Source organism: Massilia sp. Leaf139 (assembly GCF_001424165.1).
Classification (GTDB): Bacteria; Pseudomonadota; Gammaproteobacteria; order Burkholderiales; family Burkholderiaceae_D; genus Telluria.
Map to the genome: position 1 here is coordinate 191,022 of NZ_LMOJ01000024.1, position 14,396 is coordinate 205,417.

The following is a 14,396-nucleotide window of genomic DNA, read 5'->3' on the forward strand; positions in this document are numbered from 1 at the left end:
AGGATGGAGGTGGATCTGATGAAAAATCGACTACAGAGCGCGCGTCGGTATCTCTCGTATAGTCTGGTTGCGCTGGCTTTGGCGGCCTCTCCTTTCAGGGCATCGGCCCAGACGCCGGACGCGGCCTGGACGGCGCTACAGCAGTCCTACTACCCCGGCAAGAAGCTGGAACCGGCGCCCTTTGTCCGCCTGACGGCGCCCGCGCGCGCGGCTAGCGGCGAGCAGGTGCCCTTCGCCTTCAGCATCGACCACCCGATGACGGCGGCGCGCTACATCAGGTCGGTCACGGTCTTCGTCGATAAAAACCCGGTACCGCTGACGGCGGTGTTCCACTTCAATCCGCAAAGCGGCAAGGCGGAGATCGCCACCCGCATCCGCTTCGAATCGGATTCGCAGGTACACGTGGTCGCCGAAGCGAGCGACGGGCGGCTGTACGTGAACGAGACCGCCGTGAAAGCCTCAGGCGGCTGCGGCGGCCCGGCCACGGGCGACGCCGCGGCGGCCATCGCCGCAGCGGGCAAGATGAAGATCGCCCTCGACGGCCCGTTCAAGCGGGGCGAGGTCAACAAGGCCAGGCTCCTTATTAAACATCCGATGTACACCGGTTTGCAGCGCGACCTGAACACGCATGGCTTCCGGCCCGCTTTTTTCATCGACAAGATCGACGTCACGTTTAACGGCAAGCCGGTGATGACGGCCGATACGCAGATCGGCATCAGCGAAGATCCCTCGATCGGCTTCAGCTTCGTCGCTGACGGGCCGGGCGCGCTGCAAGTGTCCATTCGCGACAATGCGGGCGGCAGTTTCCGCCAGTCGCTCAGCGTCGGAGGCTAGATGCGGCGCCTCCTCCGCCTGGCCTGGCTGCTGGCCAGCGCCGCCGCGGCACATGCCTGCGCGGCGCCCTTGAAAGTCGAGCAGGTGGCGCCGGGCGTGTATGTGCACATCGGGCAGCACAAGGATTTCGAGGACGGCTACGACGGCGACATCGCCAACATCGGCTTCATCGTCGGCGCCGAGGCGGTGGCGGTCGTCGACACGGGCGGCTCCTACGCCGTCGGCATGGCGCTCAAGGAGGCACTGCGCCGCGTCACCCAACTGCCCGTTCGTTATGTGATCAACACGCATGGACACCCCGACCACGTGTTCGGCAACGCCGCCTTTGCCGGCGCCGGTGTCCGCTTCATCGGCCACGCCAGGCTGCCGCAGGCCCTGGCCGTACGCGGCGACGGGTATCTGCGCAGCCTGAACAAGCAGCTGGGCGAGGTGGCCAATGAGAGCAGGGTGGTCGCGCCGGGCGAGACCATCGGGGATCGCCTGAGCCTCGACCTCGGCGGGCGCAAGCTGGAGTTGCGCGCCTGGCCGAAGGCCCATACGGACAACGACCTCACCGTGTTCGATGCGGCCAGCGGCAGCTTGTGGACGGGCGATCTGCTCTTCATCGAGCGTACGCCCTCGGTCGACGGCGATGTCCCAGGCTGGCTCGCGGCCATGGAATCGCTGAGGAAGCTGAAGGCCGGTGTGACCATCCCCGGGCACGGCCCCGTCACCCGCAATAGGGACGCGGCGCTGGACAGACAGCGCGACTATCTCACCATCCTGCTGCGCGACGTACGCGCCGGCATCCGTGACGGCGCCGACATGACGGAGACGATGGAGCAGGCGGCCGCCTCGGAGCGGGCGCGCTGGCAGCTCTTCGATGCCGTCAACCGGCGCAACGTCAACCTGCTGTACCCGCTCATGGAATGGGAGTGAGGCCATGCGCCGGCGCACCTTCCTGGAACTGGCGCTGGCCGCGTCGGCCTCGGTGCCGACGCTTGCCGGCGCCGGCCGGGCCAGGCTGGGACGCGTGGTCGTCGTCGGCGCAGGTTTCGGCGGCGCGACGGCGGCCAGGTACCTGCGCCTGCTGAGCGGCGGGCGCATCGAGGTCACCCTCGTCGACCAGCACGCCGCCTTCACCTCCTGCCCGGTCAGCAACCGCGTGCTGGGCGGCCAGAGAACGCTGGACGACATCAGCTTCGGCTACGACCCGTTGCGTCGGAATCACGGCGTCCGCTTCCTGCGCGGCGGCGTCACGGCGATCGATGCGGACAAGTCGCGCATCGTGGTGGACGGCGAAGCACTGCCCTACGACCGGCTGGTGCTGGCACCCGGCATCGACTTCATCTTCGACGCCTTTCCGCAGCTGGCGAGCGCGCAGGAGCGCATTCCCCATGCCTGGAAGGCGGGGCCGCAGACGCGCAACCTGCAGCGCCAGCTGATGGCCATGCGCGACGGCGGCGTCTTTACGATCGTAGTGCCGCCGCAGCCTTACCGCTGTCCGCCCGCGCCCTACGAGCGCGCCTGCCAAGTCGCCTTCTACCTCAAACGGCACAAGCCGCGCTCGAAGGTCGTGGTGCTCGATGCCAATCCCGTCATCACCTCGAAACGCGTCCTGTTCGAACGGGCCTGGCGCGAGCTGTATCCGGACATAATCGAGTACCTGCCGGGCAGCGAAGTGCGCCAGGTGGACGTGGCGAGCAAGACCGTCAAGACCATCTTCGATACCGTGAAATCCGATGTACTGAACTTCATTGCGCCTCAGCGGGCGGGCCGCATTGCCCGGGAGGGCGGCCTGGCCAATGCCGAGGGGCGCTGGTGCGCGGTGGACTCTCTCAGTTATGAATCGACCGCGCTGCCGCGCGTTCACGTGATCGGCGACGCGATCGATTCGAACCTGCCCAAGTCGGCGCACATGGCCAATGCCCAGGCAAAGATCTGCGCGCGCGCCATCGTCGACCTGATGCTGGGCGGAGTGCCCGATCCGGCGCCGGCCTTTGCCAACACCTGCTACAGCTTCGTCGACGACCGCCAGGCGATGCATATCTCGACGATCTACCGCTACGATGCGGCGAAAAAGGGCATGGCGGCCGACGGCGCCGGCTTCCTCTCGGATCGACCGTCGGCGCAGGAAGGCGCGGATGCCGACGCGTGGGCGCAGCAGATTTGGGGCGATGTGCTGGGACAGGCGGCCCGGCCGCGCACGGCGCCGGGAGCGCACACCTGATTACGCCGACACTGTTCGGCCTTGGGCATCGGCGGTCAGCTTCGCCTGCTTGTGCTCCTTGTACAGGAACAGTGCCCACGCTGCGGAGGCAAACAGCATCGCGACACTGGCCGCGTCGACGCCGACGTTCACGCGCACATCTACTTTTACGTCTTTCATATTCTCTACTTTCATGTGATGACTGGTGCTGCGCTTCACACTAAGCGTTTCGTCGGCGCGGAACAGTTCGTCCATTAACATAATCGCGGCCGCAAGTAAAAAACGCCCGCTAGGCGGGCGTTTGAAGAGGGGTAGTCAGCGCATCAGGCCTTGACCGGCGCCGGCGCTTGCGCGTCGTCCGTACTGCGATAATGGTCGACCATCTTGTAACGCTTCGCGTACAGCCCGAACGCGATCGCCGCAAGGAGCGCGAAGGCGGCGAAGAAGTACATCTGGAAGGCGATCACGCTCACCCCCGAACCGGCGATGGTGCCGAGCACGGCGTCGTTCTTGACGGCCGCGTTCACCACCAGCACCCACAGGTTGCCGACCGTGACGGCCAGGCTCCACAGGGCCATGATCGCGCCCTTCATCGAGGCCGGCGCCTGGCTGTAGGCGAATTCGAGGCCGGTGGCCGAGACCAGCACTTCGCCCATCGTCAAGAGCGCATACGGCAGGATCTGCCAGGCCATCGAGGTCGGGGTGCCCGCGTCCATCGACACCTGGATCGTGCCGATCACCAGCCAGGACAGGGCCGAGAAGGCGATACCGGCCGTCATGCGGCGCAGCGGCGTCGGCGTGAAGCCGAGCTTCGCCAGCATCGGGAACAGCACCAGGTTGTTAAACGGGATGAGCAGCATCACCAGCAGCGGGTTCAGCGCCTGCATCTGCGCCGGCAGCAGCGTGAACTCGTTGCCGAAAATGGAGAAGGTGGTGACCATCGAATTGGCCTGCACCACCCAGGTCGAGGCCTTCTGGTCGAACAGCGACCAGAACGGCGTCACCAGCGAGAACACCACCAGGATGCGCAGCACGGCGCGCACGCCGTCGACCGCCTCGTCCGGATGCAGGCCGCGCGCGCGCTCGAGCTGCATCGAGGTGCCGATGCTGCCAAAGGCCAGCAGCAGCACCAGCGCCGTGCAGGCCGCGATCACGAAACCCCATTGCGGCGACATCGCCAGCGAGACGAGCGCGCCGATTACGCCGATCATGGCGACGGTCAGGCCCGGACGGCCCTGGCCCGGCGCCTGCGCCAGCAGGGCGCTTTTCGCGACGCGGGTGAAGGAATGCGGCGTGGCGCCGGCCGGCGGCACGTGCACGTACTTGCGGCGGCCGCTCCAGAACACGACGGTCGCGATGAACATCATGATGCCGGGGATGCCGAAGGCGACGGCCGGGCCGTAGTTCTTCAGGAACAGCGGCATCAGGAGCGAGGCGAAGAAGGAGCCGAAGTTGATGATCCAGTAGAAGGCGTCGAAGACGAGCTTGGCCTTGCCCTTGTTGGTCTGGTCGAACTGGTCGCCCACGAAGGACGACACCAGCGGCTTGATGCCGCCCGAGCCGAGCGCGATCAGGCCCAGGCCGAGATAGAAGCCCTTGACGTTGTCCTCGAAGATGGCCAGGCAGGCATGGCCGGCGCAGTACACGAGGCTGAGCCAGAAGACGGTGTTGTACTTGCCGAAGAAGCGGTCGGCCAACCAGCCGCCCAGCAGCGGGAAGAAGTAGACGCCGATGACGAAGGTGTGGAACACGTGCTTGGCTTCACCCGTGCGCTCGGACTCCGGCAAGAACAGCAGCAGGGTCGAGATCAGGAAGGGCGTAAGGATATTGCGCATCCCATAAAAGCTGAAGCGCTCGCAGCCTTCGTTGGCGATGATGTAGGGGATCTGGCGGGGCATGCGGCCGCTGGTGGCGGTCGGCGTTGGCTGGCTCATGGGCGCATCCTGTAATAAATGACACGCGATCCTATGATGTCAGTGAGGTCTTTGCAACCTGAAAATTTATGGCGATGCAGCATGTTCGTAGTTTTGCTACCTGATCCATTATCAGTGCAAATAATATTTGCATGTAAGCCGTTGAATGCAAAGGAAATATAAGTGGTATATCGGTAGGCAGCCGGATTGTAAAATCGAAAATCCTGATGTATATTGCCTAAAATTTCTCACCGATTCTCTACCGGACACCGCCATGACCCAGACCGCCACGCAGCAATCCACGCAACAGCATGACTGGTGGCGCGAAGCCATCATCTACCAGGTCTACCCGCGCAGCTACTTTGACACGAACGGCGATGGCGTCGGGGACATCCCCGGCATTACCGCGAAGCTCGACTACATCGCCAGCCTGGGCGTGAACATCGTCTGGCTGTCTCCCTACTTCAAGTCGCCGATGAAGGACTTCGGCTACGACATCTCCGACTACTGCGACGTCGATCCGCTGTTCGGCAGCCTGGCCGACTTCGACGCCATGGTGGCCAAGGCGCATTCGCTCGGCCTCAAAATCATGATCGACCAGGTGATGGCGCACACGGCCGATGCGCACCCATGGTTCGTCGAAAGCCGCTCCAGCCGCGACAATCCGAAAGCCAACTGGTATGTCTGGGCCGACGCCGCCCCGGACGGCAATCCGCCGAACAACTGGATGTCGGTCTTCGGCGGCTCCGCCTGGCAGTGGGACACGCGCCGCAAGCAGTACTACATGCACAACTTCCTGGTCAGCCAGCCGCAGCTGAACTTCCACAACCCGGACGTGCAGCAGGCCCACCTGGACGCGCTGCGCTTCTGGCTCGTGCGCGGCGTCGACGGCGTGCGCATGGACGCCTGCAACTACCACTTCCATGACACCCAGCTGCGCAGCAATCCGCCGGCCACCAAGCGCGACACGGCCTCGGTCACCGACGTCAACCCCTACGGCATGCAGTCCCACATCTACGACAAGACGCGTCCGGAAAACATCGCCTTCCTGCAGAAGATCCGCGCGCTGCTGAACGAATACGGCGCCGTGTCGATCGGCGAAGTCGGCGCCGACGACGCCCTGGCCTGCATGGCCGAGTACACGGCCGACGGCGACAAGCTGCACATGGCCTACAGCTTCAATCTGCTGACGCCGGAATTCACTGCGAAGCACATCCGCACGCAAGTGGAAGAATTCGAAGCGCGCGTGAAAGGCGGCTGGGCTTCGTGGTCGGTCGGGAACCACGATGCGATCCGCGTGGTCACACGCTGGCGCGGCGAGGATGCATCGGTGGCGTTTGCCTCGATGGTGCTGGCGATGCAGCTTTCGCTGAAGGGCACGCCCTGCCTGTACCAGGGCGACGAGCTGGCGCTGCCGGAAGCGGACGTGCCGTTCGAGCTGCTGCAAGACCCGTACGGCATCACCTTCTGGCCCGAGTTCAAGGGCCGCGATGGCTGCCGCACGCCGATGCCGTGGACGAGCGAGGCGCCGCACGCCGGCTTCACCGAAGGCACTCCATGGCTGCCGGTCGCCGCACCGCACTTGGCCGCTGCCGCCTCTGTCCAGGAAAGCGATGCCGGCTCGGCACTGAATGCCGCGCGCCGCATCATCGGTTGGCGCCAGCAGCTGCCACAACTGACGCGCGGCGACATCTCCTTCTTCGACGCCCCCGAACCGGTGCTGGCCCTGCGCCGCACGCTGGAGGGTGAAGCGACCGTGCTGGCCGCCTTCAACCTGTCGAACGCGCCGGTGACGATCGACTGGCCGGAGACGGCATCGGCCCAGGATCTGGCCGGCCACGGTTTGCCGGGCGAGGCGGCTTCCGGTCGCGTGACGCTGCCGGCGTATGGAGCGTGGTTCGGGACGGTGGGTTAACGACGGTCGTTGCATAAAAATCCGCGGTGGTCGCGGGTAGACAATCGAAACGTGTTCGATACCGCGATTGCACGCGTCGGAATGTATGTGTGAAACCGCGTGATTGCACACGGTGAACGCGTGGGCTCGGAGAGCCCACGCTACGTTACACGGCTACTATCGCAATTACGAACCCGCGGCCATAGCGTAACGTACGGTGGGCACCCGTGCCCACGCTACCTCACCGTCAATCCGCCGACTTCGTCTCTACCCGCCGAATCCCGCGCCGCCAGTCGTCCAACGACATCACCGTATCACTGGCGGTGTCTTCCACCAGGATCTGGCTCCCCGTGCGCGCCACCAGAAAACTTTCGCGCCGCTGCACCTTGTCGGCGCGGTTCTCCACAAAGCTCAGCTGCCAGTAAGCCGTGCCGTTGATGACGCGCGGGGTCGGGTCGTCTTCGATGACGGCGCCGTGCGCCTTGCCGCGCGAGCGCTTCTCGATGTCCTGCGACCAGCTCTTCACTTCCGGCAGCGCCAGCAGCGCCGCCATCGCCTGTTCGCGCGTCACGGCCGGCTCGGCCTTCTGCTGCACGGCCGGCTTGGCGGGCGCCGCCGGCTGTGCAGGCGCCTGCCTTTCCTTGCAGCCGGCGAGCAGGGCCGCGGCGAGCAGGGAAACGGTCAGCAGGCGGGTGTGTGAAATCATGGTCGGGCCTCGTGGAAAAACGTGGGGCCATACTAGCCGATGCATGAGCGCCGGGCAATCCGGCGCTCGATCTCGACGAGTTCGACAGCGCGTGGCAGGTAAGCGGCCGAGAACCTGAAGCCATGGCATTCCTGCACGCGAACTGCTTACTGCTCGCCCGCGATCTCTTCCTTCAGCGAGGCCATGTCGATCACGTAGCGGAAGCGCGCGTCTCCCTTTTCGACCTTTTTATAGGCGTCGTTGATGTCCTGGATACGGATCATCTCGATCTCCGGGCCGATGCCGTGTTCGGCGCAGAAGTCGAGGATCTCCTGGGTCTCGGCCAGGTTGCCGATCAGGGAGCCCGCGACCGAACGGCGCATCTGCGCCAGCGCCATGTTGTCGGTCGGCGCCAGCGGCTCCAGCGCGCCGACCACGCACAGCACGCTGTCGCGCTTGAGCAGTTCGACGAAGGGATTCAGGTCGTGCTTCTCGGGCACGGTCGAGAGCATGAAGTCGAAGCTGCTTGCCAGTTCCTCGAGCGCCTTCTTGTCCTTCTCGAGCACCGCCTTGAAGCCGAGCTTCTGCGCTTCCTCGATCTTCTCTTTCGTCGTCGTGAACAGCGTCACCTCGGCGCCCATCGCCTTGGCGATCTTCGCCGCCATGTGGCCCAGGCCCCCCATGCCGATGATGCCGACCTGGTCGCCCGCCTTGACGCCCCAGTGCTTCATCGGCGCATAGGTGGTCACGCCGGCGCACAGGATCGGCGCCGCCACTTCGGGCTTCAGCGCGGCCGGGATCTTCAGCACGAAGTCTTCCTTCACCACCAGCACGTTCGAGTAGCCGCCGAAGGTGTTGTCCATGCCGTAGATGTTCTCGCCCGCTTTCGCTTTCGGGATCATCGGGCCGTTGTAGGTCGCCAGCCAGCTGTTCGGGCTGCCGCAGTAGTTCTGGTCGCCGCACTGGCAGGCTTCGCACTGGCCGCAGCTGTTGACCATGCAGCCGACGCCGACGAGGTCGCCCACCGCATGGCGCGTGACGGCCGGGCCGACTTTCGTGACGCGGCCGACGATCTCGTGGCCGGGCACGCAGGGATAGACCGTGTTCGACCACTCGTTTTTCACCTGGTGGATGTCCGAATGGCAGACGCCGCAATACAGCACGTCGATTTCGACCTCGTGCGCGCCCGCTTCCTCGCGCTCGAATTCATAGGGTTTGAGGCGGCTAAAGGAGTGCTTCGCCGCGTAGCCGGTGACCTTGATCATGTTCGCTCCTTGGGTTGGGAGCGGGGAAGATAGGCGCGCCTTGCGGCCGCGTCTGTTAGGTGACGCGCTCAAGGCGCGGCGCGGGCGTTCCTGCAAGGCTTTCGGGACGCGCCGCATCGCGGCGGGCTGCTAGACTCGGCCCATCTGTGTGGTTTCGAAGGCGGAGGAACAATGAGAAAGCTGATCGGAAGCGCGGGCGCCGTGCTGCTCGCTGCGGCCGTGCACGGCGCGGCCCTAGGCGCGCCCGACGCGCGCGCCCAGGCCGAGATCGCGCACCTGCTCGACTATGTAGCCACGCCGGGCTGCGAGTTCAATCGCAACGGCAGCTGGCATGCCGGGGGCGAGGCGCGGGCGCATTTGAAGAAGAAATACGATTACCTGCTCAAGCGTTCGCTGGTGACGAGTGCCGAGTCCTTCATCGAGCGCGCGGCCAGCGAGAGCAGCATGAGCGGGAAGGATTATCAGGTGCGCTGCGGAGGAGGGAAGGCGGTGGCCAGCAACGCGTATTTGATGGAGGAGTTGCGGCGGTTTCGGGGGCGGGCGGGCAAGTAGCGGCGTGCCGGGTAATCGATCGTGTTTTACGTGCGTGGTTCGCAGACGTGCGCACGCGGGCATGCCCGCCCTACGTGACGCATCAGCCACGGGTTTCGAAGTAGGGCGGGCATGCCCGCGGGGGTTGGAAATGCGCCGCTAGCGCAATTCCAAGCCATGTTCGGCACACCACCCCGCCAGCACCGCCCGCGTCTGCGCCTCACGAAAATCGTGCCAGCGCTCGGTCAAGCCGTGCTGTTCGAGGAGCGCGCTGAATTCCTGGTAGCCGCCTACCCGCTTGAACATCGCGCGCACGCGCTCGGCATCGTCGGGCAGAGCGGCGGCGGCGAAATCGAACGCCATCTCCAGTCCCAGCGGGAGCGTGCGCATGTGCGGTACGCGCACGTAGCGCGTCGAGCTGTCGATATCCTGGGGCAGGGGCGCCGCTTCCTCGTCCACCAGCGGCGAGCGCACGTGCACCCGTCCCGTATCGAGCGAGACCCAGGCCTCGTCGCGCGTGCCCGCTTCCGACACCATCAGCACGGCGTCTTCCAGATCTTCCGCATTCACTGCAGCCATCGTCGTCTCCAAAAATGAAAAAGCCTGCAAGGCGAACCTTGCAGGCTTGATTGTGCAGCAGGGCGCCGGCGAACCGGCGCTCCGGTGGCACATTACATCATGCCGTCCATGCCGCCCATGCCGCCCATACCACCCATGCCGCCCATGCCGCCGGCTGGCTTGTCTTCGACGACTTCCGAGACCATGCAGTCGGTGGTCAGCATCAGGCCGGCGATCGAGGCTGCGTTCTGCAGCGCCGAGCGGGTGACCTTGGCTGGATCCAGGACGCCCATTTCGACCATGTCGCCATAGGTGCCGTTGGCGGCGTTGTAGCCGTAGTTGCCGGTGCCGGCCAGGACGCCCGACACGACGACCGATGCTTCTTCGCCTGCGTTCTGGACGATCATGCGCAGCGGCTCTTCCATGGCGCGCAGGACGATCTTGATGCCGGCTTCCTGGTCAGGATTGTCGCCCTTGACGTTCAGGTTGGCGCGGGCACGCAGCAGGGCGACGCCGCCGCCTGGCACGATGCCTTCTTCAACCGCGGCGCGGGTAGCGTGCAGCGCGTCTTCGACGCGTGCTTTCTTTTCCTTCATTTCGACTTCGGTGGCAGCGCCAACCTTGATCACGGCAACGCCGCCGGCCAGCTTGGCCACGCGCTCTTGCAGCTTTTCACGGTCGTAGTCCGAGGTCGCTTCTTCGATCTGGATACGCACTTGCTTGACGCGCGCTTCGATGTTTTCAGCCGAACCTGCACCGTCGATGATGATGGTGTTTTCCTTGCCGACTTCGATACGCTTGGCCTGGCCCAGTTCCGCCAGCGTGACCTTTTCCAGGGTCAGGCCGACTTCTTCGGCGATCACCTGGCCGCCGGTCAGGACAGCGATGTCTTCCAGCATGGCCTTGCGGCGGTCGCCGAAGCCAGGGGCTTTCACTGCGACGGTCTTCAGGATGCCGCGGATGTTGTTGACGACCAGGGTCGCCAGCGCTTCGCCTTCGATGTCTTCGGCGATGATGACCAGCGGACGGCCGGCCTTGGCGACTTGCTCCAGCACCGGCAGCAGGTCACGGATGTTCGAGATCTTCTTGTCGCACAGCAGGACGAACGGGTTGTCGTGGATGGCGACTTGCTTGTCCGGGTTGTTGATGAAGTACGGCGACAGGTAGCCGCGGTCGAACTGCATGCCTTCGACGATGTCGAGTTCGTCGTTCAGCGACTTGCCGTCTTCGACGGTGATGACGCCTTCCTTGCCGACTTTTTCCATCGCTTCAGCGATGCGCTCGCCGATCGAGTAGTCCGAGTTGGCCGAGATCGCGCCGACCTGGGCGATTTCTTTCGAGGTGGTGCATGGCTTGGCGATCTTGGCCAGCTCTTCGACGGTGGCAGCAACTGCCTTGTCGATGCCGCGCTTCAGATCCATCGGGTTCATGCCGGCGGCAACGAACTTCATGCCTTCGCGGACGATGGCTTGTGCCAGCACGGTCGCGGTGGTGGTGCCGTCGCCGGCGTTGTCGCTGGTTTTCGAAGCGACTTCCTTGACCATCTGCGCGCCCATGTTCATGAGCTTGTCTTTGAGTTCGATCTCTTTCGCGACCGAGACGCCGTCCTTGGTGACGGTCGGTGCGCCGAAGGCGCGGTCCAGCACGACGTTGCGGCCTTTCGGGCCCAGGGTGACCTTGACTGCGTTGGCGAGGATGTTGACGCCTTCAACCATCTTGGCGCGCGCTGCGTCGCCGAAAATTACTTCTTTAGCTGCCATTTTTTATTTCTCCGAGAGATATTCTGAGGGGAGGATTACTTGACCAGAACGGCCATGATGTCTTCTTCGCGCATCACCAGCAGCTCCTGGCCGTCGACCTTGACGGTCTGGCCCGAGTACTTGCCGAACAGGACGCGGTCGCCAACCTGGACTTCCAGTGCACGGACTTGACCGTTGTCCTGGACTTTGCCATTGCCGACGGCGAGGATCTCGCCCTGGTCCGGCTTCTCGGCGGCTGCATCAGGGATGATCAGGCCGGAGGCAGTCTTGGTTTCCTGGTCGAGACGCTTCACGATAACGCGATCGTGCAGAGGGCGAAGGTTCATGCAAAACTCCTTTATTCAGTGGTTTGGACTAGCTTTGTTGTGCTTCGATGGCCGCGTCGCGGACTGCGCCGCGGCTTTGAAAGAGTTGTTAGCACTCTCAACTAACGAGTGCTAATTATAGGGACGACATCTTGGTATTTCAAGCGGCCATGTTGCAAAATAAACCGTGTCGGTTTGAACTTGCTCAAGATATGCACGCAGGATGAGACGCTGTCCGCCTCCTTGCGCAGGCACAAAGCGGAGAGACTAGCACCGATGACAAGGGGTTTGACGCACTGTTGGTGGGGAATTGATCGAGATCAAAAAGTGTTTGAACCGCGCGTGTCGGCGCCCTTGACGCCGTCCGTGACGATTGCTGTTCAGTTTTAGCGAGCCATGCCCATGACGATACCGACGCTGTTCCTCGCAGTCCTGCTCTCGCTGCTTCCCCACGCCGCGTCCGCGCAAACCCTGTGTGCGCGCGAACCCGTGGACGAGCGGGCGCCGGCCGAGCTCGCGCGCTTCGTCGAACCCGGCTCCTGCCTGCTGCGCTTTTACCCCGCCGACCTGGACGGCGATGGCACCCGCGACTACCTCGTCGTCCTGCAGCGCGGCGACGACATGGGCAGCCGGGTGCTCCTGGTGGTCGGCCGCGGCAGCAATGGCGCGCTGGCGCTGCTGAAGAAGAACGGGGCGGTGGTCGGCTGCCAGGACTGCGGCGGCGTGATGGGCGATCCGTTCCAGGAGCTGGAAGTAAAGGGCAGGCGTTTCACGGTCTCGAATGCGGGCGGATCGCGCGACCGCTGGTCGAGCAGCTACACGTTTGCGTACTCGCGCCGCGACAAGACCTGGCAACTGGTGCGGGTGGAGATCGATTCCTTCGACGTCCATGCGCCGGATACGAGCCGGGAATCGCAGGTGCATGTGCCGCCCAAGGATTTCGGCAAGATCGATTTCGCCGACTTCGATCCCGACAATTATCTGAAGAAGCGCTGACGCCGGCGCCTTGGGTGCACCGTTCGTCCCGGGCGGGCAGCGGGGCGCACGACACGCTATCCTGTTGACTGTCTAACCAGATCAGACCTATAGTTACGAATGATTTCCGAATTCCAAGACCTATCCGACAAAATCGAGCGACTTGCGTCGCTGGTCGGGTCGCTGCGCAGCGAGAACGCCCAACTGCGCCAGACCAATGAGCTGCTCAACGAAGTCAACATGGCGCTCGTCGAGCGGCTTGTCGAGGTGCAGCACAAGGTCGAAGCCGTGATCGAGCAATTGCCCGCCCCTGAACCTGACGACGCGGAAATGGACGACGACCAGCACGCCGAACCCATCAAGAGCGAGGCCGCCCGATGATTTACCTGGATGTGACGATCATGGGCCAGCCTTATCGCCTGGCCTGCAAGGAAGGCGAGCAGGCGACCCTGCGCGACGCCGTGCGCTACCTCGACGGCAAGATGACGGCGCTGCGCGACTCCGGCAAGGTGAAAGGCAACGACCGCATCGCGGTCATGGCCGCGCTCAGCGTGGCGGCGGAATTCTTGTCGGTCAAGTCGCCACAAGGCCCGCTGTCGGACATGTCGATGCTCGAAGTGAAACAAAAACTCGAGGCCATGCACAGCGTCCTCGACCAGGCCCTGGCGCCGCAAGAAAATTTGTCCTGAGCGGCCAAATTCGTTTGACATGAGGCTTCAAGCGAGTAAACTGCGAGGCACCCTGCGGTGTTCGAGATTGCCATATATTCCTTGAACCATTTACATGCATAGGTTGCGGGATAGTGTTTGATGGGCGTGAGCGTCGCTAGTTCGACGAACCCGAAATTGGACTGACTGTGACCACCTTGAGCCATCAGGTTCGGGATGCCGGCAAAAAACGGCACAGGCGGGGCTATATTCCATAAGCGGTTGCGGGCATTTGTCCGCAGCCGTTTTTTTATGCCTGCTTTATGTTTTGGAGCTGTCCGCACGATGCCTTACTGGTTGATGAAATCCGAACCCGATGAAGTCAGTTTCGACGACGTTCTCGCCGCGCCGGAACAAACGGTCGCCTGGTTCGGCGTGCGCAATTACCAGGCCCGCAATTTCATGCGCGACCAGATGCAGGTTGGCGACGGCATCCTGTTTTATCACTCCAGTTGCGCCGTTCCCGGCGTGGCCGGCATCGCCGAAGTGGCAAGCGGCCCGTATCCGGACGCCACCCAATTCGATAGCGCCGGCAAATACTTCGACCCGCAAGCGACACCCGCGCAACCGCGCTGGATATCGGTCGACGTGCGCGCGAAAGAAAAAGGGCGGTATTTGCCGCTGTCCGACATGCGCGCGATTCCCGCTTTAGAGGACATGGTCTTGCTGCAGAAAGGCAGCCGTCTTTCCATTTCGCCGGTGACGAGCGGGCAGTGGAATACGATCCTCGCTTTCATTCGCGAACAACGATAATCCAACAGCGGTATCGACTTCAGCGCAA

Annotated in this window: 16 protein-coding genes and 1 other RNA gene; 10 read left to right on the forward strand and 7 right to left on the reverse strand. The window is 63.7% G+C overall.

Annotation, left to right across the window (positions count from 1 at the left end):
• Positions 1 to 18: 18 nt before the first annotated feature.
• From ASF77_RS16600 to ASF77_RS16610, 3 genes are read left to right on the forward strand one after another with little or no spacing between them, the layout of a single operon-like run.
• A complete protein-coding gene (locus ASF77_RS16600; RefSeq protein WP_056342276.1) occupies positions 19 to 834 on the forward strand; it encodes a quinoprotein dehydrogenase-associated SoxYZ-like carrier in 816 nt (271 codons plus the stop codon).
• Positions 835 to 1,752 carry a quinoprotein relay system zinc metallohydrolase 2 gene (locus ASF77_RS16605; RefSeq protein WP_056341599.1) on the forward strand — a complete coding sequence of 306 codons (918 nt, stop codon included), beginning with the start codon at positions 835 to 837 and terminating at the stop codon, positions 1,750 to 1,752. It begins immediately after the preceding gene.
• 4 nt (positions 1,753 to 1,756) lie between these two features.
• On the forward strand, positions 1,757 to 3,043 hold the full coding sequence (locus tag ASF77_RS16610) for an NAD(P)/FAD-dependent oxidoreductase (protein ID WP_056341602.1): 1,287 nt from the start codon (positions 1,757 to 1,759) through the stop codon (positions 3,041 to 3,043).
• On the opposite strand, the gene ASF77_RS16615 is transcribed toward ASF77_RS16610, so the two are convergent.
• The gene (locus tag ASF77_RS16615; protein ID WP_156648916.1) at positions 3,044 to 3,277 is read right to left on the reverse strand and encodes a hypothetical protein; all 234 of its coding nucleotides are present in this window, start codon (positions 3,275 to 3,277) and stop codon (positions 3,044 to 3,046) included. It lies immediately after the preceding gene.
• Between the two features lie 68 nt (positions 3,278 to 3,345).
• Positions 3,346 to 4,956, reverse strand: a complete 1,611-nt coding sequence (locus ASF77_RS16620; RefSeq protein ID WP_056341609.1) for an oligopeptide:H+ symporter — start codon at positions 4,954 to 4,956, stop codon at positions 3,346 to 3,348.
• Between the two features lie 253 nt (positions 4,957 to 5,209).
• On the opposite strand from ASF77_RS16620, the gene ASF77_RS16625 reads away from it, so the two are divergent.
• Positions 5,210 to 6,850, forward strand: a complete 1,641-nt coding sequence (locus ASF77_RS16625) for an alpha-glucosidase family protein (RefSeq protein ID WP_056341613.1) — start codon at positions 5,210 to 5,212, stop codon at positions 6,848 to 6,850.
• Between the two features lie 226 nt (positions 6,851 to 7,076).
• Here ASF77_RS16625 and ASF77_RS16630 read toward each other — a convergent pair whose 3' ends face one another.
• Both ASF77_RS16630 and ASF77_RS16635 read right to left on the reverse strand, forming a co-directional pair.
• Entirely contained in the window at positions 7,077 to 7,535 is a 459-nt protein-coding gene (locus ASF77_RS16630) for a hypothetical protein (RefSeq protein WP_229445465.1), read from the reverse strand.
• 146 nt (positions 7,536 to 7,681) lie between these two features.
• Complete coding sequence (locus ASF77_RS16635; RefSeq protein ID WP_056341619.1) at positions 7,682 to 8,779, reverse strand: NAD(P)-dependent alcohol dehydrogenase; 1,098 nt, start codon at positions 8,777 to 8,779, stop codon at positions 7,682 to 7,684.
• Between the two features lie 171 nt (positions 8,780 to 8,950).
• On the opposite strand from ASF77_RS16635, the gene ASF77_RS16640 reads away from it, so the two are divergent.
• A complete protein-coding gene (locus ASF77_RS16640; RefSeq protein WP_056341622.1) occupies positions 8,951 to 9,331 on the forward strand; it encodes a DUF5329 domain-containing protein in 381 nt (126 codons plus the stop codon).
• A gap of 138 nt (positions 9,332 to 9,469) precedes the next feature.
• On the opposite strand, the gene ASF77_RS16645 is transcribed toward ASF77_RS16640, so the two are convergent.
• From ASF77_RS16645 to groES, 3 genes are all read right to left on the reverse strand, one after another.
• Positions 9,470 to 9,889: a hypothetical protein gene (locus ASF77_RS16645; RefSeq protein WP_056341625.1), complete on the reverse strand. Its 420-nt coding sequence runs from the start codon at positions 9,887 to 9,889 to the stop codon at positions 9,470 to 9,472.
• A gap of 92 nt (positions 9,890 to 9,981) precedes the next feature.
• A complete protein-coding gene (gene groL / locus ASF77_RS16650; protein WP_056341628.1) occupies positions 9,982 to 11,628 on the reverse strand; it encodes a chaperonin GroEL in 1,647 nt (548 codons plus the stop codon).
• 35 nt (positions 11,629 to 11,663) lie between these two features.
• Positions 11,664 to 11,954: a co-chaperone GroES gene (gene groES / locus ASF77_RS16655; protein ID WP_056341632.1), complete on the reverse strand. Its 291-nt coding sequence runs from the start codon at positions 11,952 to 11,954 to the stop codon at positions 11,664 to 11,666.
• A 381-nt stretch (positions 11,955 to 12,335) separates the two neighbouring features.
• On the opposite strand from groES, the gene ASF77_RS16660 reads away from it, so the two are divergent.
• The 5 genes from ASF77_RS16660 to ASF77_RS16675 all read left to right on the forward strand — a co-directional run bounded on the left by ASF77_RS16660 (position 12,336) and on the right by ASF77_RS16675 (position 14,368).
• Positions 12,336 to 12,929: a hypothetical protein gene (locus tag ASF77_RS16660; protein ID WP_056341636.1), complete on the forward strand. Its 594-nt coding sequence runs from the start codon at positions 12,336 to 12,338 to the stop codon at positions 12,927 to 12,929.
• A 99-nt stretch (positions 12,930 to 13,028) separates the two neighbouring features.
• Positions 13,029 to 13,289 carry a hypothetical protein gene (locus tag ASF77_RS16665; RefSeq protein ID WP_056341639.1) on the forward strand — a complete coding sequence of 87 codons (261 nt, stop codon included), beginning with the start codon at positions 13,029 to 13,031 and terminating at the stop codon, positions 13,287 to 13,289.
• Positions 13,286 to 13,597 (forward strand): cell division protein ZapA, encoded by a 312-nt coding sequence (locus ASF77_RS16670; RefSeq protein ID WP_056341642.1) that lies wholly within the window; start codon positions 13,286 to 13,288, stop codon positions 13,595 to 13,597. Before ASF77_RS16665 ends, ASF77_RS16670 begins: the two co-directional genes overlap by 4 nt.
• A gap of 46 nt (positions 13,598 to 13,643) precedes the next feature.
• A non-coding RNA gene (ssrS, locus tag ASF77_RS23760) (6S RNA) lies at positions 13,644 to 13,825 on the forward strand.
• A gap of 75 nt (positions 13,826 to 13,900) precedes the next feature.
• On the forward strand, positions 13,901 to 14,368 hold the full coding sequence (locus ASF77_RS16675) for an EVE domain-containing protein (protein WP_056341645.1): 468 nt from the start codon (positions 13,901 to 13,903) through the stop codon (positions 14,366 to 14,368).
• The last annotated feature ends 28 nt before the right edge of the window (positions 14,369 to 14,396 follow it).